The organism is Streptomyces sp. NPDC051214, assembly GCF_040682375.1.
In the GTDB taxonomy this organism is placed as follows: Bacteria; Actinomycetota; Actinomycetes; order Streptomycetales; family Streptomycetaceae; genus Streptomyces.
In genome coordinates this window covers 188,036-210,569 of the sequence record NZ_JBFBAT010000006.1, presented here as the reverse complement: position 1 = coordinate 210,569, position 22,534 = coordinate 188,036, and the positions used below count along the sequence as shown (strand labels likewise).

22 protein-coding genes and 1 tRNA gene are annotated in these 22,534 nt (G+C 70.5%); 5 read left to right on the top strand and 18 right to left on the bottom strand.

Features of this window, described 5'->3' with window-relative positions; translation table 11 throughout:
• Window positions 1–12: 12 nt before the first annotated feature.
• A complete protein-coding gene (corA, locus tag AB0M70_RS17545; RefSeq protein ID WP_365820865.1) occupies window positions 13–1,020 on the top strand; it encodes a magnesium/cobalt transporter CorA in 1,008 nt (335 codons plus the stop codon).
• Window positions 1,021–1,038: 18 nt separating this feature from the next.
• On the opposite strand, the gene AB0M70_RS17540 is transcribed toward corA, so the two are convergent.
• Both AB0M70_RS17540 and AB0M70_RS17535 read right to left on the bottom strand, forming a co-directional pair.
• A complete protein-coding gene (locus AB0M70_RS17540) occupies window positions 1,039–1,818 on the bottom strand; it encodes a ferritin-like domain-containing protein (protein ID WP_365820864.1) in 780 nt (259 codons plus the stop codon).
• Between the two features lie 222 nt (window positions 1,819–2,040).
• Window positions 2,041–3,090, bottom strand: coding sequence for an LLM class F420-dependent oxidoreductase (locus AB0M70_RS17535; protein WP_365820863.1), 1,050 nt, complete (start codon window positions 3,088–3,090; stop codon window positions 2,041–2,043).
• 175 nt (window positions 3,091–3,265) lie between these two features.
• Here AB0M70_RS17535 and AB0M70_RS17530 point away from each other — a divergent pair, with 175 nt between their 5' ends.
• Both AB0M70_RS17530 and AB0M70_RS17525 read left to right on the top strand, forming a co-directional pair.
• Window positions 3,266–4,246, top strand: coding sequence for an aldo/keto reductase (locus AB0M70_RS17530; protein WP_365820862.1), 981 nt, complete (start codon window positions 3,266–3,268; stop codon window positions 4,244–4,246).
• A complete protein-coding gene (locus AB0M70_RS17525) occupies window positions 4,243–6,429 on the top strand; it encodes a helix-hairpin-helix domain-containing protein (RefSeq protein WP_365820861.1) in 2,187 nt (728 codons plus the stop codon). The genes AB0M70_RS17530 and AB0M70_RS17525 overlap by 4 nt, the downstream gene beginning before the upstream one ends.
• A 61-nt stretch (window positions 6,430–6,490) precedes the next feature.
• On the opposite strand, the gene AB0M70_RS17520 is transcribed toward AB0M70_RS17525, so the two are convergent.
• Window positions 6,491–7,240: a hypothetical protein gene (locus AB0M70_RS17520; protein WP_365820860.1), complete on the bottom strand. Its 750-nt coding sequence runs from the start codon at window positions 7,238–7,240 to the stop codon at window positions 6,491–6,493.
• Between the two features lie 47 nt (window positions 7,241–7,287).
• On the opposite strand from AB0M70_RS17520, the gene AB0M70_RS17515 reads away from it, so the two are divergent.
• On the top strand, window positions 7,288–7,476 hold the full coding sequence (locus tag AB0M70_RS17515; RefSeq protein ID WP_363210842.1) for a DUF5703 family protein: 189 nt from the start codon (window positions 7,288–7,290) through the stop codon (window positions 7,474–7,476).
• Between the two features lie 87 nt (window positions 7,477–7,563).
• On the opposite strand, the gene AB0M70_RS17510 is transcribed toward AB0M70_RS17515, so the two are convergent.
• From AB0M70_RS17510 to AB0M70_RS17500, 3 genes are all read right to left on the bottom strand, one after another.
• Entirely contained in the window at window positions 7,564–8,349 is a 786-nt protein-coding gene (locus tag AB0M70_RS17510) for a chaplin family protein (protein ID WP_365820859.1), read from the bottom strand.
• A 140-nt stretch (window positions 8,350–8,489) separates the two neighbouring features.
• The gene (gene chpH / locus AB0M70_RS17505) at window positions 8,490–8,723 is read right to left on the bottom strand and encodes a chaplin ChpH (protein WP_365820858.1); all 234 of its coding nucleotides are present in this window, start codon (window positions 8,721–8,723) and stop codon (window positions 8,490–8,492) included.
• A 145-nt stretch (window positions 8,724–8,868) separates the two neighbouring features.
• Entirely contained in the window at window positions 8,869–10,221 is a 1,353-nt protein-coding gene (locus tag AB0M70_RS17500; protein ID WP_365820857.1) for a M20/M25/M40 family metallo-hydrolase, read from the bottom strand.
• 181 nt (window positions 10,222–10,402) lie between these two features.
• On the opposite strand from AB0M70_RS17500, the gene AB0M70_RS17495 reads away from it, so the two are divergent.
• Window positions 10,403–10,490: transfer RNA gene (locus AB0M70_RS17495), tRNA-Leu, on the top strand.
• Window positions 10,491–10,550: 60 nt separating this feature from the next.
• Here the strand turns inward: AB0M70_RS17495 and AB0M70_RS17490 are convergent.
• The 12 genes from AB0M70_RS17490 to AB0M70_RS17435 form a co-directional block, all read right to left on the bottom strand.
• On the bottom strand, window positions 10,551–11,438 hold the full coding sequence (locus tag AB0M70_RS17490; RefSeq protein WP_365820856.1) for a M23 family metallopeptidase: 888 nt from the start codon (window positions 11,436–11,438) through the stop codon (window positions 10,551–10,553).
• An 84-nt stretch (window positions 11,439–11,522) separates the two neighbouring features.
• Window positions 11,523–13,256, bottom strand: a complete 1,734-nt coding sequence (locus AB0M70_RS17485) for an ABC transporter ATP-binding protein (protein ID WP_365820855.1) — start codon at window positions 13,254–13,256, stop codon at window positions 11,523–11,525.
• Window positions 13,253–13,432, bottom strand: a complete 180-nt coding sequence (locus tag AB0M70_RS17480) for a hypothetical protein (RefSeq protein WP_365820854.1) — start codon at window positions 13,430–13,432, stop codon at window positions 13,253–13,255. The genes AB0M70_RS17485 and AB0M70_RS17480 overlap by 4 nt, the downstream gene beginning before the upstream one ends.
• Before the next feature lie 38 nt (window positions 13,433–13,470).
• Window positions 13,471–14,226 carry a class I SAM-dependent methyltransferase gene (locus tag AB0M70_RS17475; RefSeq protein ID WP_365820853.1) on the bottom strand — a complete coding sequence of 252 codons (756 nt, stop codon included), beginning with the start codon at window positions 14,224–14,226 and terminating at the stop codon, window positions 13,471–13,473.
• Window positions 14,227–14,274: 48 nt separating this feature from the next.
• Window positions 14,275–15,096 carry a nuclear transport factor 2 family protein gene (locus AB0M70_RS17470; protein ID WP_365820852.1) on the bottom strand — a complete coding sequence of 274 codons (822 nt, stop codon included), beginning with the start codon at window positions 15,094–15,096 and terminating at the stop codon, window positions 14,275–14,277.
• Between the two features lie 51 nt (window positions 15,097–15,147).
• Window positions 15,148–15,729, bottom strand: coding sequence for a hypothetical protein (locus AB0M70_RS17465; protein ID WP_365820851.1), 582 nt, complete (start codon window positions 15,727–15,729; stop codon window positions 15,148–15,150).
• The gene (locus AB0M70_RS17460; RefSeq protein ID WP_365820850.1) at window positions 15,726–17,594 is read right to left on the bottom strand and encodes an alpha/beta fold hydrolase; all 1,869 of its coding nucleotides are present in this window, start codon (window positions 17,592–17,594) and stop codon (window positions 15,726–15,728) included. The genes AB0M70_RS17465 and AB0M70_RS17460 overlap by 4 nt, the downstream gene beginning before the upstream one ends.
• A gap of 169 nt (window positions 17,595–17,763) precedes the next feature.
• Window positions 17,764–17,970 carry a hypothetical protein gene (locus tag AB0M70_RS17455; RefSeq protein ID WP_365820849.1) on the bottom strand — a complete coding sequence of 69 codons (207 nt, stop codon included), beginning with the start codon at window positions 17,968–17,970 and terminating at the stop codon, window positions 17,764–17,766.
• Between the two features lie 42 nt (window positions 17,971–18,012).
• Window positions 18,013–18,204, bottom strand: coding sequence for a hypothetical protein (locus AB0M70_RS17450; protein WP_365820848.1), 192 nt, complete (start codon window positions 18,202–18,204; stop codon window positions 18,013–18,015).
• A gap of 195 nt (window positions 18,205–18,399) precedes the next feature.
• Window positions 18,400–19,848: an NAD(P)/FAD-dependent oxidoreductase gene (locus AB0M70_RS17445; RefSeq protein WP_365820847.1), complete on the bottom strand. Its 1,449-nt coding sequence runs from the start codon at window positions 19,846–19,848 to the stop codon at window positions 18,400–18,402.
• 317 nt (window positions 19,849–20,165) lie between these two features.
• Window positions 20,166–20,774 carry a response regulator transcription factor gene (locus AB0M70_RS17440; RefSeq protein WP_365820846.1) on the bottom strand — a complete coding sequence of 203 codons (609 nt, stop codon included), beginning with the start codon at window positions 20,772–20,774 and terminating at the stop codon, window positions 20,166–20,168.
• Window positions 20,775–20,777: 3 nt separating this feature from the next.
• The gene (locus AB0M70_RS17435; protein WP_365820845.1) at window positions 20,778–22,013 is read right to left on the bottom strand and encodes a histidine kinase; all 1,236 of its coding nucleotides are present in this window, start codon (window positions 22,011–22,013) and stop codon (window positions 20,778–20,780) included.
• Between the last annotated feature and the right edge of the window lie 521 nt (window positions 22,014–22,534).

The window sequence follows — 22,534 nt, the reverse complement described above, 5'->3', positions numbered from 1 at the left end:
AGGTTCGGAAGAATGCCCTCCGTGATCGTGGACTGCGCGATGTACCGGGACGGGCGCCGCACCGAGTGCGAGGCGGACTTCTCGGATGCCCTGGGCAAGGCGCGTGCCGCGGGGGACGCCTTTGTCTGGGTGGGCCTGCACGAACCCACGGAGGACGAGTTCGACGAGGTCAGCAGGGAGTTCGGGCTGCATCCGCTGGCGGTGGAGGATGCCTTGAAGGCGCACCAGCGGCCCAAGCTGGAGGTGTTCGACGACTCTCTCTTCGTCGTCCTGAAGCCGGTCGTGTACGAGCCGGACAGCGACGCCGTGTCGTCGGGCGAGGTCATGGTCTTCATCGGCGACGGCTTCGTGGTGACGGTCCGGCACGGCGAGGGCGCGCCCCTGGGTGCCGTACGCCATCGCATGGAGGCCGAGCCGGAGATGCTCAGCCACGGCCCCACATCGGTCCTGTACGCGGTCGCCGACGCCACGGTCGACCACTACCTGGAGGTCGCGGGCGAGCTGCAGACCGACCTGGAGGAGCTGGAGGCGGAGGTCTTCTCGCCGGACAGCGGGGGCAGCCGCAACACGGCGTCCCGGATCTACCGCTTCAAGCGGCAGATCGTCGAGTTCCGCCGGGCCACGGGGCCGCTGGCGATGCCCATGATGCGCCTGTCCGGGTCGGGCCCCTTCGCGCCCGACGTGCCGTTCGTGAAGGACACGGCCCAGCCGTTCTTCCGGGACGTCAGCGACCATCTGACGCGCGTGAACGACTGGGTGGACAGCCTCGACCGCCTGGTGTCCGACATCCTCTCCGCGCACCTGGCGCAGATGAGCGTGCGGCAGAACGACGACATGCGGAAGATCTCGGCGTGGGCCGCCATGGCCGCGGTGCCGACGATGATCGCCGGGATCTACGGCATGAACTTCGACCACATGCCCGAGCTGCGCTGGCTGTGGTCCTATCCGGCGGTGATCCTGCTGATGGCCGGGATCGAGTTCCTCCTGTACCGGCTGTTCAAGCGCCGCGGCTGGCTCTAGCCCGGGGTCGGGTCCCGCTCAGGCGAACGACGTGGCGGGCCCGCCCAGGGCGTCGCGCCGCTCGGGCATCTTCAAAGACACCATCCGCCGCCAGCCGCCGAGCCGTTCGAACGCGTAGAGCCCGTTGACGCCCGCGGCGAGTGCCGCGGCCTTCGGCTTCGGCCAGCCCAGGATGCGGCCCATGTGGCCCATCACGGCGATGCTCACGTCGCGGTACACGCGCGTCTCGGCGCGGGCGCACTCGTGCAGGGTGTCCAGAATCGTCCGCCCGTGCCCGGCCGCCGCGAGGCGCAGCAGTTCCTCGTGGCAGTACGCCAGGTGGTTGTCCTCGTCGTGGCAGATCATCCGGATGGCCTTGCCGACCTCGGGGTGGTCGCCGAAGTACGTGACGAGCATGTCCATCTGGTCGGCGGCCCGCTGTTCGGTGACGCGGCTGTGCGACAGGTAGACGACGACATCCCGCTCGGTCAGCGGTTCCTCACGGCGCAGCTTGTCGTGCGCGAGGCCGATGCCCTGCTGCTCCAGGAGCATGGTGTAGTCGGTCTCGGGCGGGACCGGGACGGGCTCGAGGCCGCGCTTCTTCAGCAGGGCGTTGAAGATCCGCCCGTGCTTGTCCTCGTCCGCGCCGTGCCGGGTGACCTTGGCGGTGAGGTCGCGCGCGCCCTCGGGAAGCAGCGCCGCGATGCGCCCGTTCTCCCAGCCGCCCTGCGTCTCCCCGCTGGCGGCGATGGAACAGAAGAGCTGGAACGACTCGTCGTTGTCGAGGATCTCCTCGAAGACACTCCTGGCCGACAGCATCAGTGGCACCTCCATGCCCTCCGCGCGAACCTCCGCAAAGAACAAGTCAAATGCGATGGCGCGGGTGTGGCAACAGGTGTCGCGGACAGCTCCGCCAAACGAAGGACAGTTGCCCCCGGACGGGGCCGTAACCGACGGGCTCCATGACGCGTTGTGCCCCGTGACGGCCGTGGCGGGGAAGACCCCCGAGCCCCCACCACGGCCGCAGAACTTTCCCCCCGGTTACGCCAGTCCAGCGCGTTCCAGCGCCTGCGTACCCGCGCGCAGGGACGCGATCCGCTCATCCAGCGTGAAGCCGGCCGGTGCCAACGTCAGCGTGGTGACCCCGGCGGCCGCGTAGGCCTGCATCCGGTCGGCGATGCGGTCCACGGAGCCGAGCAGCGTGGTCGAGTCGATCAGCTCGCGCGGCACCGCGGCCGCCGCGCCCTCCTTGTCGCCGGACAGGTACTTGTCCTGGATCTCGGCGGCTTCCTTCTCGTAGCCCATGCGCTGGGCGAGCTGGTTGTAGAAGTTCTGCTTGCGGCTGCCCATGCCGCCCACGTAAAGGGCGGTGTACGGGCGGAACATGTCCGCGAGACCGCTGACGTCGTCGCCCACGGCGAGCGGCACCGTGGGGACGACGTCGAAGCCGTCCATCGTCTTGCCCGCCTTCTCGCGCCCCGCCCGCAGGTGCCGGATCGCGGTCTCCTCCAGGTGCTCGGCGGCGGGGAAGATCAGCAGGGCGCCGTCGGCGATCTCGCCGGTCTGCTCCAGGTTCTTGGGGCCGATCGCGGCGACGTACAGCGGGATGTGCTCGCGCTGCGGGTGCACGGTCAGCTTGATGGGCTTGCCCGGTCCTCCCGGCAGCGGGAGCGTCCAGTGCTCGCCCTCGTAGCTGAGGCGTTCGCGCGTCATCGCCTTGCGGACGATCTCGACGTACTCGCGGGTGCGGGCGAGCGGCTTGTCGAACTTGACGCCGTACCAGCCCTCGGAGACCTGCGGTCCCGAGACGCCGAGGCCCAGGCGGAAGCGGCCGCCGGAGAGCGAGTCGAGCGTCGCCGCCGTCATGGCGGTCATCGCGGGCTGCCGGGCCGGGATCTGGAAGATCGCGGATCCGATGTCGATGCGTTCGGTCTGCGCGGCCACCCAGGACAGCACCGTCGCGGCGTCCGAGCCGTAGGCCTCCGCGGCCCAGCAGACCGCGTAGCCGAGCTTGTCGGCCTCCTTGGCGACGGCGAGGTTGTCCGCGTCCATCCCCGCGCCCCAGTAGCCGAGGTTGATCCCGAGCTGCATGGCCGAATCCCCTTACTGAGCAGTAACGTACCTGTGCCGGGGACTGTAGCGCGCGGGTGCGGGGCCCGTCAGCGGCGGGCGCGGGCGTCGGCCGGGGGTGAGCGGGTTTTCCACGGGCACGGGTTTGTCCACAGCCCCTCACGCCGCTGGAGCACGGCCAGTAATCTCAGCGCCCATGGAGCAGAGGCATCTCGGCCGTACCGGCCTTCGCGTGTCCCGGATCGGACTCGGCACCCTCACCTGGGGCCATACCCAGGAGAGCGACGCCGCCGATCTGCTGAAGGTGTTCTGGGAAGCCGGTGGCAGCCTCGTCGACACGGCTGATGTGTACGGCGACGGGGAGGCCGAGTATCTGCTCGGCCGACTCATAGAACGGCTCGTGCCGCGGCGCGATCTGGTCATCGCGACCAAGGCGGGCAGCGTGCCGGACCCCGACCGCCGCTTCGACGGCTCCCGCGGCCACCTCCTCTCCGCGCTCGACGCCTCCCTGTCCCGCCTGGGCACGGACTACGTGGACCTGTGGCAGCTGCACGCCTTCGACCCCTGCACGCCCCTGGACGAGACGCTCCAGGCCCTGGACATCGCCGTCAGCAGCGGCCGGGCACGCTATGCGGGCATCTCGAACTTCTCCGGCTGGCAGCTCGCCAAGGCGGCGACGTGGCAGCTCGCGGCCCCGGGCACACGCACCCGTCTCGCCGGCGCGCAGATGGAGTACTCCCTGCTGCAGCGCGGCGTCGAGCGGGAGCTGCTGCCCGCCGCGATGGACCTCGGCGTGGGCCTGCTGCCCTCGTCGCCGCTGGGCCGCGGCGTGCTCACCGGGAAGTACCGCCACTCCACCCCGGCCGACTCGCGCGGCGCCTCCGAGCACCTCGCCCCGTTCGTCGCGCCCTATCTGGACGATGCCGCGGGCCGCATCGTCGACGCGCTCGCCACGGCGGCGGACGGCCTCGCGGCCACGCCCCTGCAGGTCGCCCTGGCGTGGGTGCGCGACCGCCCCGGAGTGACCGCGCCGATCGTCGGCGCGCGCAACGCGCAGCAGCTCACGGCCGCATTGTCAGTGGAGACCCTTAGTCTTCCTGACGAGATCTGCCGGGCCCTCGACGACGTGTCGGCGCCCGTGCACCGCTACCCCGATCACGACTGGAGCACGCTGTGAGTACGGAGCCGGAGACCGCTGCCGCGGAGGAAGCGGAGGCCGCTGCCCCGGAGGAGACCGAGGCAGAGGCTCCGCAGGAGGCCGGGGCCAAGGCTCCGGAGGCCGCCGCCGACACAGCCGCCGCGGAGGGCGAAGCCGCCGCGGAGAGCAAGGAACTCTCCGAGACGGAGGCGGAGATCGCCGCCCAGCGGGAGCTCCAGGAGCGGATCGCCGAGCGGAAGGCCGCCAAGCAGGGGCCGGTCGACGCCGGAGCCAAGCTCAGCGGCAAGGCCGCCGACCTGCTGGCCGCCGTACGCGCGGTGGAGAGCGGCGAGAAGCCGGTCGCCGGCGCCTTCAGCGAGCCCGCGCCCGCGCCCCGCAGGACCGCCCCGGAGCCCGTGCGGCGACCTCAGCCCGTCGCGGCGGCTCCCTCGGGCCCCGGCGACGAGGCCGTGGAAGCGGTCCGTGCCGTCCTCGCCGAGGGAGGGGCGCCCGCCGCCCTCGCGGCACGGACGGCGGCGGCGCTCGGCGAGGGCGCCGACGAACAACTGCGCGCCGATCCCTGGCAGTTGCTGCGGGTCAGCGGTGTGCGCACGGAGCAGGCCGACGGGTTCGCGCGAGCGCTGCTCGGCGCGGAGTGCGGGCCCGACGACGAGCGCAGGGGACGCGCGATCACCGCCTGGCTCCTGGAGCAGGCGGCCGTCGCGGGCCACACGGCCCTGGACGCGGCGGCGCTCACCGCGGCGCTGGGGCAGCGTGCCGTGCCCGATCCGGACGCGGCGGTGCAGAGCGCCATCGCGGAGGGCGACATCCTGGTCTTCCAGGACGCCGTCGAGACCCCGGGGGCGCCGGCTCCCGTACGGGAGGAAGCCGACGACGAGGGCGAGGAGACGGAGCAGCCGGTCCGCGTCCTGGTCGGCCTCGAGCAGTACGCCCTCGCGGAGGAGAGCCTCGCCGACGGGCTCGCCCGGGTGATCAACTCTCTGTCCAAGGACGAGGGTTCGGGTCCGCGGGCCGCCGACTGGGAGTCCGCGGCAGGCGAGGCCGCGGGGTCCACCGCCGAGCTGATCCGCGCGGTGGCCGGTCACGGCCTCGTCCTGCACACCGGCGGTGAGGCGGCCCGTGCCGAGCCCGCCGCGGTGCTGAAGGCCGCAACGGGCCTCGGCCTGCGCGCGTGGGCGGCCACGCACGGCACCGCGGGACGGCGCCGCGTCGCCGAGCTCGCGGGCACGGACGAGACGGGCACCGCGACCGTGGCCGGGCTGCTCTCAGGAGCGGAGGGCCCGGGGCGGGACCGGGACGGCGCGCTCGCCTTGGACCTCCTGGTGGTCCTCGACGCGCCGCAGCTGGACGTGGAGAGCGCCGCGATGCTGGTGGAGTCCCTGCCGGACGGCGCACGCCTCGTGCTGAGCGGCGACCCGGGGGTGCTCTGGTCGGCGGGCCCCGGCCGGGTCTTCGCCGACCTCCTCGCGGCACGCTGCTGCCCGCAGGTCGTCTCCCGCGTGCCGGACCCGGGCCCCATCGGGGAGCTGGTGTCCGGCATCGGCATCGGCGAGCTGAACCAGGTCGAGGCGCCGGGCAAGGAAGTCGTGATCGTCCCCGTGCGCGACGCGGGCGAGGCCGTCCACCGCACGGTGCAGCTCGTGGCGGACTCGGTGCCGCGGGCGATCGGGGTGCCCACGGAGGACACCCAGGTGATCACTCCCGGGCACGGCGGCGCCGCCGGCACGCGTGCGCTGAACACCGCGCTCAAGGAGCGGCTGAACCCCGGCCCCGGCAAGTTCGCCGGGTTCGACCCCGGCGACCGCGTCGCCCACGTCCCGGCGCCCGGCCGCACGACGCTGGGCCGGGTCCTGCGGGCCGACGCGGAGGGGCTGCACCTGGAGTGTGACGGCGCCCCCGTCGTCGTGGCGAAGGAGCAGGTGGAGCAGACGGTGCGGCACGCCTGGGCGCTCACCGCGCACCAGGCCGTGGGCCTGAGCTGGCCCGCGGTGGTCGTGGTGCTGCCCGGTGACGCGACCGCGGCCCTGAGCAGGCCCTGGGTCTACACCGCGTTCAGCCGCGGCGAGCGTCACCTGTCGGTGGTCCAGGGCGCCGAGCAGGCACTGCCGCGCGCGGTGGCGGAGATCCCCGCCAAGGCCCGTACGACGCGCCTGCAGACCCTCCTGCGCCCTCAGGTACCCGCAGCACCCGCCGCGCCCTGAGACGAGGGCCCTTCCCCCGCCTGCGGGTGCCGGTGGCCGCCGGGACCCGCAGGCGCGAGGGTCAGCGATCCGCGTCCAGGGGTCTTCTGTCGTCGTCGACGTCGAGCCCGTCCACCTCGTCGACCTCGTCGAGCTCTTCGAGCACCGCCACGGCGTCGGCCTCGGGCCCGTCGTCGTCCGGTTCGTCGTCGAAGACCGCGCTGACGTCGAAGCGGCACAGGACCCGGTGCGGGTCCGCCTGGTCGAAGGGGGTGTCGAGCCACTCCCCCGGCTCGGGCGGCTCGTCCGCCGCGGTGACCCAGAGCGTGGAATCGCCCTCCTCCAGGCCGAACTCCTTGTGCCGGGAGGCGATCTCGTCCGGCTCGAACTCGCCGAAGAGAACGCCGAGCGCGGCGTGCACACTGCTGCCGGCCGCCGCGGCGGCGGAGCTCGCGCCCGACGTGCCCGACGTGCCCGCGTCGAGGTCCGCGATCCGCTCGGCCTGCGCGAGGAGCCGCTGCGGCTCCGCCACGGCATAGTCCCTGCGGATCAGCACGCTCAGCGCGTTCGCCTCCTCGGGGCCCTGGTAGGGCGGCAGCACTCCGCTGTCCGAACCGGGGATCTCGAAGGGGGTGACCTCGTCATGGCGGTCGTAGAGAAGCTCGTCGTACTCCTCGGCCGCGGCGGCCAGCTCGTTGAACGCTTCGTAGACGGCCGGGTCGTCCTCACCCGACCTGCGTTCGACCGCGGCAAGGTGACGGTCGAGCGCGGTCTTGACCGCCTCGGCGGCGGCGCGTACCTCGGCAGCGGTGGGCTGCGCAGCATCAGACATAGTGCAGACGCTATCCGTACCGGGCCTGTGCTTGCACAATAGATGCGATGCCGGAATACGAATTTGTCGACGTGTATGTGCCGCGCGGGGTCACCCGCAAGGAAGCGACGCGCCTGCTGACGGACCACGCGGAGTACGGGCACTGGGAATTGGACCGCCTGAGCCTGCGTACGGACGGGAGCCGCAGGGTGCGGCTGAAGCGGCGGATCATCCGCCAGCTGCGGGCCACCTGGTGAGCTGAGTCAACATGCGGGAAGGGTGCCCCGACCAGGCGGGACACCCTCCGTTCTGCGTACCGGATCAGGGGACGAGGCGCGCCCTGATCAGGCGTTCGACCGCGTCCTGCGGTACAGCACCGTGCCCGCGAGCAGCAGGCCCGCACCCACCGGAAGGACGACGCCGACCGGCAGCTCGCTGCCGGTCTGGGCGAGCGACTCCGAGCCCTTGGGCTGCGCGACGGTCTGCGCCCCCGGCTGGTTCGGCATGGCCCGGTCGTCCACCGGCTTCTCACCCGGCGTACCGGGGTTCCCCGGCTCTTCCTGCCCGCCCGGACTCTCGGGCGTCCCCGGGGTTCCCGGCGTCCCAGGCTTCTCGGGCTTCTCCGGGCCGCCCGGCGGCTGCTCGGGCTTCGTGGGCGGCTTCTCGCTGCCCGGCGGGGTTCCCTCGCCCGAGTCGTTGACGCAGTCGTTGCCGCCGGTCGCGTTGCCGAGGCCGACGATGGTGACGCTGTTGCCGCAGACGTTCACCGGCACGTCGACCGGCAGCTGGACGTCGTTGCCCGAGGCCACGCCGGGCGAGCCGCTGGTGTGACCGTCCGCCGACGAACCGCCGCCCGAGGGCTTGTCGTGGCCGCTGCCACCCTCGTCGGAGGTGTTGACGCAGTTGTTGCCGGCCGCGGGGTTGAGCACCCCGACGACGTTGACGCTGTTGCCGCAGACGTTCAGTGGCACGTGGACCGGGAGCTGGACCGAGTTGCCGGACGCGACGCCCGGAGAATCCGATGCTCCCCCGCGGGCGCCCGAGTCGGCTTGTGCGTATCCACCGCTGATGGCGAGCACGCCCGTCGCGGCCGCCACCGTGATCAGGCCTTTTCGAGTGACCTGTCGCATAGGTTTTCCCTGCCTTATGACCTTCAGGAATGTGTGCGCGCCTCGGGGCGCGCACACCGAATGCCGGAAGGCCCCGGAGTGCATGGCTCGCACTCCGGGGCCGACAGACTCAGACCCTCATGGGGTGAGACACAACAACGTCAGACGTTGGCGCAGGTGTTGCCGAAGGCGGGGTTCAGGAGCCCGATCACGGAGACCGTGTTGCCACAGACGTTCACCGGAACGTGGATGGGCGCCTGGACGACGTTGCCCGAGAGCACACCGGGGGACTTCACGGCGGCACCCTGGGCACCGGCGTCGGCAGCAGCGATACCCGCACCAGCGAGCACGAGACCACCAGTGGCAGCCGCAGCAGCGACGATCTTCTTCAGCATTATTCCTCCTTGTTGGCAATGCGATCCCAGCCGCGGACCGCACCACCTGTAACGAGGAGGGGTTGATGAGGCTACGAGCCCATGGTTCCTTTCACTCTTCTCAGTCAAGTACGCACGCGCTGACGATTATTGGGGACGCCGGCGTTCAGGACGCGTCGATGAACCGGTCGAGGACGCGCACCCCGAACTTGAGCCCGTCCACCGGCACCCGCTCGTCCACGCCGTGGAACATGCCCGCGAAGTCCAGCTCCGGCGGCAGCTTCAGCGGCGCGAAGCCGAAGCCGCGGATGCCGAGGTCGTCGAAGGACTTGGCGTCGGTGCCCGCCGAGAGCATGTAGGGCACGGCGCGGGCGATCGGGTCCTCGGCCTGGAGCGCCGTCTGCATGGCGTCGACGAGCGCGCCGTCGAAGGTGGTCTCCAGGGCCTTGTCGGCGTGCACGTCCGTGCGCTTGACGTTCGGGCCGAGCAGCCGGTCCAGGTCGGCGAGGAACTCCTCCTCGTACCCCGGCAGGAAGCGGCCGTCGACGTGCGCCGTCGCCTGGCCCGGGATGACGTTGACCTTGTAGCCCGCGCCCAGCTGGGTCGGGTTGGCGGTGTTCTGCAGGGAGGCGCCGATGAGCTTGGCGATGCCGCCGAGCTTGGCGAGCGTCTCGTCCATGTTCTCGGGGTCGAGCTCGGTGCCGAGCGCGTCGCCGAGCTCGTCCAGGAAGTGCCGCAGCGTCTTGGTCACCCGCACCGGGAACTTGTGGCGCCCCAACCGGCCCACGGCCTCGGAGAGTTCCGTGATGGCGTTGTCCTTGTGGATCATCGAACCGTGGCCCGCGGTGCCGTCCACGGTCAGCTTCATCCAGTGCATGCCCTTCTGGGCCGTCTCGATGAGGTAGAGCCGCAGGTCCTCGTTGACCTGGAAGGAGAAGCCGCCGACCTCGCTGATGGCCTCCGTGACGCCCTCGAAGAGCTCCGGGTGGTTGTCGACGAGGTAGCGCGCGCCGTACGTGCCGCCGGCCTCCTCGTCGGCCATGAAGGACAGCACGATGTCGCGCGGGGGCTTGCGGCCGGTGCGCATGCGTTCCCGGACGACCGCGAGGGTCATCGCGTCCATGTCCTTCATGTCGACGGCGCCGCGGCCCCACACACAGCCGTCGGCGATCTCCCCGGAGAAGGGGTGGTGCCGCCAGTCCTGGGCATTGGCCGGTACGACGTCGGTGTGGCCGTGGATGAGCAGCGCCGGCCGGGAGCGGTCCTCGCCCTCGATGCGGGCCACCGTGGAGGCGCGACCGGGGTGCGACTCGAAGATCTGCGGCTCCAGGCCCACCTCGGCGAGCTTCTCCGCGACGTACTCGGCGGCCTTGCGCTCGCCCGGGCCCGAGTGGTCGCCGTAGTTGCTCGTGTCGATGCGGATGAGATCGCGGCAGAGATCGACGACCTCGTCCTCACCGGTGACGGCCCGCGACCGGTCCGCGTCGCCCGCCCTGTCGGCCCTGCTCGGCTCGCTCACGATGGTTCCTTCCGCTATCGCTGCTGGTGGTCCCCCTCATCCTCCCGCGTTCCCCCTCCGACACCCAAGACCGGGCACCCGCCGTCATGCGCCGTTCACGCAGCTGACCTGTGTGATCGGAGCCCCCCGAATGTTTGCTATGGTTTTCCACGTCGCCGCGGGAAACCGCGAGAGACCACCGGTCCGGGTGGCGGAATGGCAGACGCGCTAGCTTGAGGTGCTAGTGCCCTTTATCGGGCGTGGGGGTTCAAGTCCCCCCTCGGACACCAGAGATTGACCACGAAAGCGCTGGTCGGGAGCGATCCCGACCGGCGCTTTTGCGTGGCCGGTCACCGGCGGCGGGAATCGGGGTCCTCGGCCGGAGTGGTCATGCCCGTCACGGGGAGCGGTCCGACGGGGACACAGTGCGTGTTGTCCTCGGGCACGCCGGTGTGCTCCACGCCCTCGTCGTCGCGGTAGTGCCAGGCGAACGGCACACCCCGGGCCGTCATCACGTCGGGGCCGTCCATGAGCTGGAAGTGCAGGTGGGGCTCGGAGGAGTTGCCGGAGTTGCCGCATGCGGCGATCTCCTGGCCGGCCGTCACCCGGTCTCCCACGGCCACGCGCAGCGAGCCGCGCCGCAGGTGCGCGAAGGCCGCGTACACGCCGTCGCCGATGTCCAGGATGATGTGGTTCCCCATGAGGTGGCACGGCCAGCCGAGACTGCGGATGAAGCCTTCCAGGTAGAGGTAGAGGAAGGCGGGCAACGACATGCGCGAGAGATGGTCCCGCTGACGTCGCCCGGTCGCGACGACGAATCCGTCGGCGGGGGCGAGCACGGGCATGCCGTAGGTGGGGTAGAGGCGGGGGCGCCGGGCGAGCGGCCAGAGCCAGCGGAAGGGCGGGGCCTGGGGCGTGATCTCGTCGCCGCTCGCTACGGGGACGTGCTTCAGGTCGATGGCGTAGGTCTGCGCATGGCTGTGGGTGTGGCTGGGAATCTTCGTGGCCGGGCCGTTGAGCGCCATCCAGCGTCCGGTGACCGGGATGCGCAGGAGCAACGGCTCGCGGTCCAGGGGCGGGCGCTGGGTGCGGATCAGCGTCACGCGCATCGTCTGACCGACGATCAGCAGCGCCAGGCCGGTGAACCAGAGCGGGCCGAGTCCTTGGGAGTTCACCACGATGCACAAGGCACCGGCGGCGAACACCAGGCCATAGCGCTTCCACAGCATCACGGGCATGTGCACCTCTTCGCAGATGTGTCGGTTCGGGCGGCGCCCGCATCCTGTCACGGTGAAGTGACGGGTCCGGGCGGAGCCGGCTTTCTACGAGGCTCCGACGGGGGCCAACTGCTGGCCGGCCAGGCGCCGGTAGGTGGCGTCCTCCGCCATCAGTCGCAGGTGGCTGCCGCGGGCTCGCAGCCGGCCTTCCTCGATGACGAGGATCTCGTCGGCGCCTGCCGTGGTGGAGATGCGGTGGGCGATCGTGAGCACGTGGCAGGTGGCTCCGATGGTGGTGAGGGCGGAGCGCAGCGCTCCCTCGGAATCCGAGTCGAGGTTCGACGTGGCCTCGTCGAGGAGCAGGACCGCGGGGCGGGTCAGCAGCGCGCGGGCGATGGCCAGGCGCTGGCGCTGGCCGCCGGAGAGTCCGGCCCCGCCCTCCCCCAGTCGGGTGTCGAGGCCGTCCGGCAGGGCGGCGACGACGTCGGTGAGGTGGGCCGCCTCCACGGCCTGCGCGATCTCCTGCGTTGTCGCGTCGGGCCGGGCGTAGACGAGGTTCTCGCGGACCGTGCCCCGCATGAGCGGGGAGTCCTGCTCGACCAGGCCGATACGGGAGCGGAGTTCGCGCAGCGGCAGGAGGGAGACGTCGTCGCCCGAGACCCGGACCGTTCCCTTGTCGGGGTCATAGAAGCGTTCGATCAGCTGGAACAGGGTGGACTTGCCCGCGCCCGACGGGCCGACGATCGCGGTGATGCCGGTGGCGGGGAGCGTGAACGAGACGTCGTCCAGGGCCCGGGGAGCGCTGTCGGAGTAGCTGAAGGTGACGTCGCGGAACTCGACGGCCGCGGCGGCTTCGGCCTGGTCCCGGTTCCGCGTCGGCACGGGGCCTGCCGGGGCCCCGACGGTCTCCTGGTCGATGGTGGCGAGGTCGTTGACGCGGTCGATGGCGGCCCGGCCCTGCTGGAACTCCCCCAGTGACATGAAGAGCGTGACCAGCGGTGAGACGAGATAGAACAGGTACATGATGAAGGAGGTGAGGTCCGCGGCCGGGAGGTCTCCCGTGGTGGTGCGGGCCATGCCCCAGGTGATCACCACCGCGAGGGACACCTGCGTGCCCACGTTCATCGCGGGCATCAGCATCGCCGACAGCCGGGTCACCCGGATGCCGCTGCCGCGTGCGGCGTCGGCGAGCGCGTCGATCCGCTCGGCCTCACGCTGCTCGGCGCCGGAGGCCTTGACGGTGGTGAGCGCACCGAGGACCCGTAGCAGTCCGGACCCGTAGTCGCTGGTGTCCTCGCGGTTCTGGACCGCCGCCTTGCGGACGGCCCTGGCCAGGAACAGCGCGAGCGTGGACGCGGCTCCGAGGCAGCCGGCCGTGACCAGGAGCAGCCGCCAGTCGATCCAGGCCATGACGGCGATGCAGCCGACCGTGGTGAATCCGGCGGTGATCATCTGGGCGACGGACGAGGACAGGGCGATCCTGGCGAGCGAGGTGTCGGAGACGGTACGGGTGAACACATCGCCGTGTTCGAGCTTGTTGAAGGCCCGTATCCGGGAGTGGAGCAGTCGCCCGGTCAGGGTGGAGCGCATGTCCAGGACGATGTTCTCGCCCGCCCTGCCGATCAGATAGAAGTGCGTGGCGGCGAGCGCGGCGTCGGCGACGAACAGGCCGGCGATGGACAGGATCGGCCAGGTCGTGGACTTGTCCAGGGAGACGGCTTCGATCAGGTCGCCGATGAGGAGCGGCTGCACGAGGGTCGCGGCGGTGCCGCCGAGTCCGAGGAGGATGCCGACGGCGAGGAGTATCCGGTGGCGCCGGACGATCGCGGAGAAGTTCACGACGCGTCCCGGCCGCAGGAGATGGCCATGATCACCGCGATGCTCGCGCCGAAGACGATGCCCAGGGCCATCGCGCGGCCTGTGAGCCGTCCGTTCTCCCGGAACACGGCGGACATGCCCGGCGCGGCGAAGGCGAACGTCACCGCGAACCACACCGCACGGCTTGTCGTCATCATGGTTCCTCCCTTGTGCTGCTCGCTGCCCCGGCGGTGGCTCAGGTGCTCTTCGTGTACGTGGTCAGGAACATCGGGTACTGCTCGGTGTAGGGGGAGAGATTCCAGTCGGCGTGGCGGCCCTCGGGGGTGAGGCCGGCCGCCGTGGCGTAGCCGTCGACCTCGTCGGGGGTGGTGAGGCGCGCCAGTTCACTGCCGACGCGGGTGCTGCCGTCGGACTCGTACCAGATGTGGGAGCACTGCCAGAGCTCGGCGGTGAGCGTGGAGTGGGTCTGCAGTCCCGTGCCCGGCTCCGGGTAGGGCGTGAAGAGGGTGGTGCGCAGTTGGCCCTCGTGGAGTGCCTCCACCGCGGGCCGGTTGCCGGTCTCCACCACCAACCGCCCGCCGGGGCACAGCAGTTCGGCGGCGCGCCGCACCGTCTCCTGCTGGTCCTCCGGGCTGAGCAGCATCGACAGCGTTCCGCACACCACGTACACCAGGCCGTAGGTACGGGTGTCGGTGTACGTACGGATGTCCGCGTGCACGGGGACGACGTGTTCGCTTCCCGGGGCGTCGGCGAGCTGGGCGAGCATCTCGGGGGACGAGTCGACTCCCGTGACCTGTCCGGTCTTCTCGGAGAGCGGGATCGCGATGCGTCCGGTGCCGACCCCGAACTCGATGGTCCCGGCTTCGGGGTCGGGGTGGAGCCGGGCCAGGGCGTCCGCGGTGGTCTGCGCGTCGGCACCCTTGGGAAAGATCCGGTCGTACCACGTCGCGAACTGTGCGCCGTAGCCGATGTCTGCAACTGTGCTGGTCATGACGGGGCTTCACTTCCCATGGGTGGTGTCCGGGGGCGGTGGCGCGACTCAGGTGGGCCAGTAGCCGCTCCTGGTCTGCATCACGGAGCGCAGGAGGCGCACGCGTCCGTCGTCGGCGAATTCGCCGAAGGTGAAGACCTCCATCTCGCCCGCCTTGCGCCCGTCCCGCGAGGGCACCATGGAGTAGCGGGCGGCGAAGCGGTTGCCCTGGGTGAGCGCCGTGTGAACGTCCAGGGTGTAGTCGGGTCCCTTGTCGCGGGCCGCGGCGAGGGACTGCAGGGCTGCGGGGCGCTGCATCGACGTGCCGTTGATGTACTGGACGGAGTCGGGGGTGTGGAACCGGTCGTAGGCCTCTTCGAGCGGCACTCCCGGGTCGTTGGCCAGCTCCGCGAAGGTCGTGAGGTAGGCCGCGGGGTCCGTCGGCGCACCGCTTGGTGCGCCGGCGGATGCCGCGTCGCTGTCCCAGGTCGCGGTGTCGGAGCTGCCCCATCCGTAGGTCGACCGCGCGGTGGTGACGGTGGACGCGACGCGTCCGTCGTCCGCGAGGTCGGCGAAGATCACCGCTTCGGTGTTGTGCCGCACCTGCATCACCAGGGGCTTGCTGATGGTGTAGCGGGCGGCGGCGCGGTTGCCGTCCACCACCGCCTCGTGGATCCACAGTTCGTACGGCGTCTGGTCCGCCCGCCACTGCGCGAGGTTCTTCAGGGCGCCGTCGCGGTCGCGCTGCTTGCGGTTGACCACGTGCACGGCGTCCGGGACGTGGTAGCGGTCCCAGACGTCCTCGAGGCTCTGTTCGGAGGCGAAGGCGTCGGCGGTGTAGGTGCGGAGGTAGCCGACGAAGTCGTCGGCGGGGATCGGAGCGGTGGTCATGGCGCGTTCTCCAACACTGGTACGGGGTGGGGCCGTGGTGCTCGGTGGTGCTCAGGCCGCGGCGAGGTGCGGACCGATCCTGCGCATCGGGGTGTACGGGGAGATGAACAGCGGCTCGGGCTCCTCGCTGGTGTCGTGCCCCGCGGCGCGTACGACCGCGAACTGGAAGCCCTTGACGTTCGCCTCGCCCTGCTGCTCGCGGATCGTCTTGCGGATGAACTCGGCGAGGACACGGTAGGAGGAGGTCTTCTGCACCTCCGTCGCTCCGGCCTTGGTGGCCTGCTGGAGGATGGCGGTGCACAGGTCGAACACCGACTTCTCCGGGCGGCGGGTGGCGAACCAGAACGCCTGGTACATCCTGCGGGGTTCGATCATGTCGATCTCGCTCCACTCCGACGTGCCGCCCGTGTGGTCGAGGGTGCGGTAGACGTAGTGGAAGTCGTGCGTCGCCGGGTTCGGGGCGAAGAACTTCCAGTTCGGGATGAAGGAGAAGAGGTCCTTGGAGCGGACCCGGTCGAACGCCGGGTGCGGGTGCTGCGCGGCGACCGTGGCCACCAGCATCCCCGCGCCCACGACGCGCGCCAGGGAGCCGGGACCGGTGAACGTGTCCTTGAGCAGGGCTGTCGGCTTCACCGCTGTGCTCCTTGTCCATCGACGGCGGACTCGCTCTGCGCGTCGCCCGCACCGTGCTCCAGGAAGTCGGTCATGTGCTGCACCGTCTTGTGGGCGTACAGCGCGTTGGTCAGGAGGGAGTCGTGGTCGGCGCCGTCGACGACCTTCACCTCGCCGCCCTGGTGCACCCGGACGAGTTCGTTGTACATCAGGAGCTGCTCGGGGTCCTGGTCCACGGTCTGCTGGGCGGCGATGATCAGCGCGGGCGCCGCCACCTGGGGCAGGTCGCCGTCGAAGGACCTGAAGTCCTTCTCGACCGCCGCCCATTCACGCCTGCCGGCCTTCCAGAGGCGGGCATCGGTGTACTGGGCGAACACCTTGTCCCGGTAGTTCGCCGGGAGCCTGTCGAGCCACGCGGGGCGGCTCATGAGGATGCCGGTGCCAAGGGAGAGGTAGCGGGCCGCGTGCGTGATGTTGTCGTTGAGGTCCTTCGCGCCGTCGCTCTGGCGCTCGGAGCGCTGCAGTTCGGCGGGGTGGGACGGGTCGAGGTAGACGAGGCCGGCGACCCGGTCCGGGATACGGGTCGAGACCCGGCGGATCAGCTCTCCGCCCAGGGAGTGGCCGACCAGGACCGCCTTGCGGTGCGCGGGCACGGTGGCGCGGATCAGGTCCTCGAGGTCGTCGACCGACTCGTCCAGGACGAAGGGGGCGTTGGTCTTGCGGAGGCTGCCCGCGTATCCGGCGCGTGCGTAGGCGACGATCGCGTGGTCCGAGTCGTTCACGAACCGCTCGGTGATCCACGCGAAGTGCTCGGACGTCGAGGTGAGTCCCGCGCAGAAGACGAGCACCGGGGCGTCCGTCTCGTCGTCCCGGCCGCCCGTCTCGTACATGAGCTCGTTGCCGTGCCGGGTGACGAACTTCCGCGAGGTGGGCCAGCCTTCGAGGACCACGGCACGGCGCTGGGCGGCGACCGCGGCGGCGACGGCGACGCCTCCGGCGAGAAGCAGGCCCGCTGCCTTCACCGCGCGGTCGTCGCGGCCCGCCACCGACGGGTGCGTCTTGGGGGCCGTGGTGTAGGCGACCATGGGGTGCATGGCCGGGAAGGCCGTCATGAAGCGCCCGAGTCCCATGACGAATCCGTTGGCCACGTGGAAGCTTCCCGCTGCCGCGATCATCGGGCGGGTCAGCCTGCCGCCGGCGAGGTACACGACCGGGAAGAGGCATTCCATCGCGAGCACGCTGTGCTGCAGGTACTTCGCGGTCCGCGGGTAGCGCTGGGTGAGGCGGTAGGCGCTCTCGAACCCGTACGTGCGGGTGCGCATCACCCCCGGCAGGGCCGAGCCGTCACGCCACTTCTCTCCGATGAGCTTGACCCAGCCGGAGGCGGCGTAGGACAGGCTCGCCTGCATCGCCACGTACCAGAGGAACGCGTCCTTGGTCTGGGGACTCTTCGAGAGGCGGGCGAGGCCGTTGGCGGTCTGCACCAGGTTCGCCACCTGGTCCGAACCGTCCGTGCCGTACCGGTGGCGTGTCTGCAGGACGGAGGTGGAAGCGGTGAGGAAAAGATTTCCGGCGCCGCGCCACCGGCTGTTTCCCGGGAGAAGGAGTCCGGCACTCACGGCGGCGCGCGCGACGTGAATCGCCACCGTCACCTTTTTGCCACTGACGGCCTCGGTGAGTTTACGAATGGCCAGGTTCTTGGTCTCCGGGGCCTCCTTCATGATTTCCCAGTCGTTGAGGCCGCCGGGATCCAGCTGCTTGTGCTGGTGCAGATATTCGAGGGAGGAGGAGAGAGTGGTGAGCGCGGAAAGCCGCTCGGATATACCCAGGGCACGGTCCCGCGATATCGGCACCGGAGAGAAAAGCGACGAGACAAGCTTCTTCATTCGTCTCACAAGATGTTCCTCACGACTGAACCATGGGGTGAGCTAATATCTGAAAGTTGTCGGGCCGCGATTGCGGCGCGGCCCGACAACTCGCCTGGTGCTCGCAGACGTCACGCTCCGAGCGGCTTCAGGAGCCCACGCTCAGGTCTGGGGCTGCTGACGGTGTTCTCTACTTGCCGCCGGCGCCGGCGGCACGGCCGAGCTCGTACGCACCGACGATGGTCGCGCCGGCCGCGAGTCCGCCGCCCGCGTACGGGCAGGTGACGAGAACGGCCGGGGTGAAGGCGACCGGCATGGTGCGGGTGACACGGTCCTGCTCGCCCTCGGTCAGGGTCGGCTCCGTGATCGAACGCACACTGTCGATGATGTGAGTCACTCTGATCTCCTTTTCACAGACGCTCTGAAAGCCCGGCGGCCTTTAGTTGACGACACGGCCGGCGACGTACGCGCCCACCGGGACGGTGAAGGCGACAATGCCCGCCGTGATCTTGGCGGTGACCGGCACGGCCACGGCCGGGGTCGCCATGACGGGCGTGCCGTCGGCGTTCATCAGACCCTCTTCGAGGGAACCCAGCTCCTGCTGGTTCATAAAGGCAGCGATCTTGCCCATGATCCATTCCTCCTGTTGATGTGAAGCGAGGCACCACTATATGAAGATCACAGAGGTGGAGACAGTCCTGGCGTGAAATTGGTGATGACATTAGTCATGCATTTATGGGCTGTCCTGCGAGAACGCCGACGGAGGAGTCCCGCCGAATGTGACAAATGTAAGTCCCGACCTGAGATGCGGTGAACAGAATCGGCATTACGAGCGCCCGTGCGGACGGAGCGACGGTGGGGTTCGGATGTCGTAGGTGTGGCGCAGTGCGGAAAGCGCGGCCAGATGGCCGGACATCCCGTGCACGCTGGGTCCTGGTGGCGTGGAGGCCGAGCACAGGTACACGCCGGGCAGCGGAGTCCTGTACGGGTCCCACCGCGCGGCGGGTCGCAGCAGCGACTGACGCAGGGTCATGGCCCCGCCGCCGATGTCACCGCCGACGTAGTTGGGGTTGTACGTCTCGTAGTCGGCGGCGCTCACACCGCGCGCGGCAATGACCGTGTCACCGAACCCCGGCGCGTACCGCTCGATGCGGCGACGGACCAGGTCGACGGGGTCCCGCCGGTCGCCGTTCGGAACGTGGACGTAGGCCCAGACCGGACGTCTGCCGCCGACGGCACGGCCGGGGTCGGTCGCGGCGGGGTCGACGAGGAGCACGAACGGCTCGGGGTCCCGGATGCCGCGTACGGCCGCCGATTCCGTACGGAACATGTCGGCGCGGGTGCCGCCGAGGTGGACGGTGCCGGCCCGGCCGGTCTCGGGGTCGGCCCACGGGATGGGTCCGGACACCAGGAAGTCAACCTTGGCCGCCCCTGGCCCGTACCGGAAGCGTTCCAGGGACCGGCGGTAGCGCGCGGGCAGCCGGTCGCCGGCGAGCCGGAGGAGTCCCTTGGGGCTGGTGTCGAGCAACACCAGGGGTACGTCCCCGAGTTCGCCGAGGTCCTTGACGGGCTGCCCGGTGTGGATGCGGCCGCCGTGCGCGGTGATGTCGGCGGCGAGGGCGTCGGCGATGCGCGCGCTGCCGCCCCGGGGCAGCGGCCATCCCGTGGTGTGCGCCAGGTGTCCCAGGAGCAGGGCGACGGCCCCTGCGGCCAGCGAGGGGAGCCTGCCGACGGCGTGTGCGGCGACGCCCGTGAGCAGCGCCCTGGCCCGCTCGGTACGGAAGGGCATTCTGGTGGCGTGGGCGAGGACCCTGGGCGCCAGGAGCAGCGGCGCGGCCAGGTCGTCGGGGATGCCGCGCTGGCCGGAGAGGATCAGGTCGACAACTCCCTGGCTGTGTGCGGCGAGCGGCGCCATGAGCCGGCGCCAGCGTGCGCCGTCCGCGCCGAGTCCGGCGCTCGTCTCGGCGAGGTCGCGGTGGGCGAGGACGGTATCCTCCCCGAAAAGCGGGTGGGCGTAGGGGACTTCGGGCTGGAGCAGGTCGACGCCGCGCGCGGTCAGGTCGAACTCCCGGAAGAACCGGGACGCGGCCGCCATGGGGTGCACGGCCGCGCACAGGTCGTGCACGACGTCGGAGTCGAAGAGCGGCTCGGTGCGCAGACCGCCGCCGAGCGTGTCGTGCGCCTCGTACAGCTCGACACCGAGTCCCGCCCGCAGGAGCGTTACAGCAGCGGCGAGCCCATTGGGTCCCGTACCGACGATCACCGCATCCGGCATACGACGCTCCCTCATGCTGGTCTCACGGAGGGCTCGTGCAGCTGCCTCCGTCGGCCACCCGCAAGGGATACAAGCAGCCACCCATGAGCCTTCGTTATGGCGCAGGTCACAGCACCACAGCGCGTCGATCCTTCCGGATGCCTGACATGTGCCACGGCTCCGGCATGACGGATGTCATCCCGATCCATGCCGCAGTTGCCGCGCTGACCTGCAACTTCGCCACGAAAATTGGCACTGCGGTCAGCGCGGACAGAGGGAATGTGACCGAGACCACACGGGCAAGAAGCGGGATGCAAGGGGCGGCTCAGGCCTGTCGGTCAGATCCAGCCCTTCTGCCGGGCGACATGCGCGGCCTCGTGCCGGTTCGCCGCCTGCAGTTTCCCGGCGATCTTCGAGAGGTAGTTGCGTACGGTCCCCTGGGACAGCACCGCGCGCCGCGCCACCGTGTCTATGGGCGCCCCGTCCGCCGACAGCGCCAGGATGTCCGTCTCACGCCGGGTCAGCGGAGACTTTCCCGCCGACATCGCCTTCGCCGCCATCTCCGGATCGACGTAGCGGGTGCCCCGGTGAACCGCCCTGATGATGACGGCCAGCGCTTTCGCCGACGTTGTCTTGGGCACGAAGCCCCAGGCCCCCGCCGACAGGGCCGAGGCCAGATGTCCGGGCGCCGTATGGGAGGTGACCACGACGCACCGTACGGAGGGCCGGGCGTGCCGCAGCTCTCGGATGACGCTGATTCCCCCCTTGTCGGGCATGCTCAGGTCCAGCACGCAGACGTCAGGAACGAGCGCCCTCGCCATCTCGGCCGCTTCCACCCCGCCCGCCGCCTCGCCGACCACTTCGAGGTCGTCCTCCGCCGCCAGCAACGCGGAGAGCGCCCCCAAGATCATCTTCTCGTCGTCGGCCAGCAGTACGCGAATCCGCACCCCTCACACCTCTCGCGCGAGGGGGACAGTGACCAGGAGGCGGTAGGCGCCCTGAGGCCGAGGTCCGTGCTCCAGGCTTCCTCCCAGCGGGTCGAGGCGCCGCTTCAGCCCGCTCATGCCCGTACCGACTGGCGTTCCCCGCTCCCGCGCGTCACGTACACCGTCGTTCACCACCCGCAGTTCGCATGCCCTCTCCTGCCCCACGCCGGATACGGTCAGCGTGAACGTGCAGGCCGTGGCCTCGGACGCGTGCCAGATGACGTTCGTGGCCGCTTCCCGCACCGCCCAGCCGAGGACTTCCCGCACCTCGCGGGGCAAGCTCGGGCCGCACCCCTCGTCGATCACGTCGCACCGTATGCCGAAGGCCTGGAGCAGGGAGCGCGCGCCTTCCAGCTCGTCGTCGAGCGACGCGGTGCGCACGGCGTTGACCACCGCCCGCAGCTCGCTCTGTGAGGTCCGCGCCAACACCTGCACCTCCTCCATCTCCTGCAACTTCCCCGTACGGGCGACGAGTTCGGACTTCAGGGCGATGAGGGCCAGATGGCGGCCGAGCGTGTCGTGCAGATCGTGGGACATCCGCAGCCGTTCCTCGGCCACCGCGCGCCGGGCGGCCACATCCGCGGCCACCTCCAGCCGGGAGATGACGGACACGGGCCGCATCAGGCTGCGGACGGCGATGATGACGGTCAGACAGATCCCGCCGGCGACCAGTGCCGAGGTCAGCGGGTCCGGACTGACGGCGGCGGACAGCCCGAGGCAGGTGAAGCCGGTGGCCAGTTGGACGCGCGGCGACAACTCGGCGGCGACGACGGCCGCGGGCACGACGGCCATCGCGGAGAGCGGGACGACCTCCGCCCGCGCGAAAGCCCCGGTGTGAGGGAGGAGCCAGAGGCAGACCGGCCACACGAAGGTGGGGGCGAGCAGGGCGAGCGGCGGGAACGCGTAGCGGCGTCCCGTACACACCGGACGGAGCAAGGCCCCCAGGTGGAGGGCGTACAGGAGGGACACGAGCCCGAGGACGGGGTGCGGCTCGGGCAGCTCCGCGATCAGGACGAAGACCAGGAGGGGCGCGGTCAGACAGACGACGAGTCCCTGTCGGGTGCGTCTCTCGAAGCGCTCGGCGTCCTGGCGGGTGGCGTTCAACTGCGTCGGCTCCGGCGGAGGCTGACGCATGCCCGGGTCGGAGAACGGGGCGAGCGCGAAGGACGGGTACGGACCGGACTCGGAGGTGGGGGGCAAGTCAAGCCTCACAAATTAGGTGCATCACACAGGTGCATGCATCACACAGGTACATCACGCGGGGTTCACGCAGGGACATTCCGCGGGTTGCGTTTCGCGGGTGCAGTTCGCGGGTGCAGTTCGGCCTCGTGGGGCGCAGCGGGTCAAGAGCGCACCGCGGAGGGGGCGCGACCACCGTGGGGACGCCGACGACCGGAGCCGACGGGATCAGTGGCTTCTGTACGCGGGGCCGATGCCATGGGGGGCATCGCGGCTCACGGACCGCCCGGGATCAGCAGGTGGGCGGGGCCAGGCGGCATGAGATGCGCGCCTCTCGGCACTCGAAGCCTGTACGTACACATGAGAATCCCCCTGAACATGCCGTGCTGGAGGGTGCATCCGCCCGATCAGCCGTTCGCACCGAATCCTCACTGGCCACCCGCACAAGTGTCAACTATTAATGGCACCCTCATGAAGCTCCCCAAGTCCCGCCGGGAACCGCCCAGTTCTTCCCCTATGACCGAGTGGCCCTGTACGGCGTT

Excerpts from the sequence above, each read along its gene's own strand:
- corA (WP_365820865.1), top strand. The coding sequence starts at position 13 with ATGCCCTCCGTGATCGTGGACTGCGCGATGTACCGGGACGGGCGCCGC.
- AB0M70_RS17540 (WP_365820864.1), bottom strand. The coding sequence starts at position 1,818 with ATGCTGTCGGCCAGGAGTGTCTTCGAGGAGATCCTCGACAACGACGAG.
- AB0M70_RS17535 (WP_365820863.1), bottom strand. The coding sequence starts at position 3,090 with ATGCAGCTCGGGATCAACCTCGGCTACTGGGGCGCGGGGATGGACGCG.
- AB0M70_RS17530 (WP_365820862.1), top strand. The coding sequence starts at position 3,266 with ATGGAGCAGAGGCATCTCGGCCGTACCGGCCTTCGCGTGTCCCGGATC.
- AB0M70_RS17520 (WP_365820860.1), bottom strand. The coding sequence starts at position 7,240 with ATGTCTGATGCTGCGCAGCCCACCGCTGCCGAGGTACGCGCCGCCGCC.
- AB0M70_RS17515 (WP_363210842.1), top strand. The coding sequence starts at position 7,288 with ATGCCGGAATACGAATTTGTCGACGTGTATGTGCCGCGCGGGGTCACC.
- AB0M70_RS17510 (WP_365820859.1), bottom strand. The coding sequence starts at position 8,349 with ATGCGACAGGTCACTCGAAAAGGCCTGATCACGGTGGCGGCCGCGACG.
- chpH (WP_365820858.1), bottom strand. The coding sequence starts at position 8,723 with ATGCTGAAGAAGATCGTCGCTGCTGCGGCTGCCACTGGTGGTCTCGTG.
- AB0M70_RS17490 (WP_365820856.1), bottom strand. The coding sequence starts at position 11,438 with ATGCCCGTGATGCTGTGGAAGCGCTATGGCCTGGTGTTCGCCGCCGGT.
- AB0M70_RS17480 (WP_365820854.1), bottom strand. The coding sequence starts at position 13,432 with ATGATGACGACAAGCCGTGCGGTGTGGTTCGCGGTGACGTTCGCCTTC.
- AB0M70_RS17475 (WP_365820853.1), bottom strand. The coding sequence starts at position 14,226 with ATGACCAGCACAGTTGCAGACATCGGCTACGGCGCACAGTTCGCGACG.
- AB0M70_RS17470 (WP_365820852.1), bottom strand. The coding sequence starts at position 15,096 with ATGACCACCGCTCCGATCCCCGCCGACGACTTCGTCGGCTACCTCCGC.
- AB0M70_RS17460 (WP_365820850.1), bottom strand. The coding sequence starts at position 17,594 with ATGAAGAAGCTTGTCTCGTCGCTTTTCTCTCCGGTGCCGATATCGCGG.
- AB0M70_RS17450 (WP_365820848.1), bottom strand. The coding sequence starts at position 18,204 with ATGGGCAAGATCGCTGCCTTTATGAACCAGCAGGAGCTGGGTTCCCTC.
- AB0M70_RS17445 (WP_365820847.1), bottom strand. The coding sequence starts at position 19,848 with ATGCCGGATGCGGTGATCGTCGGTACGGGACCCAATGGGCTCGCCGCT.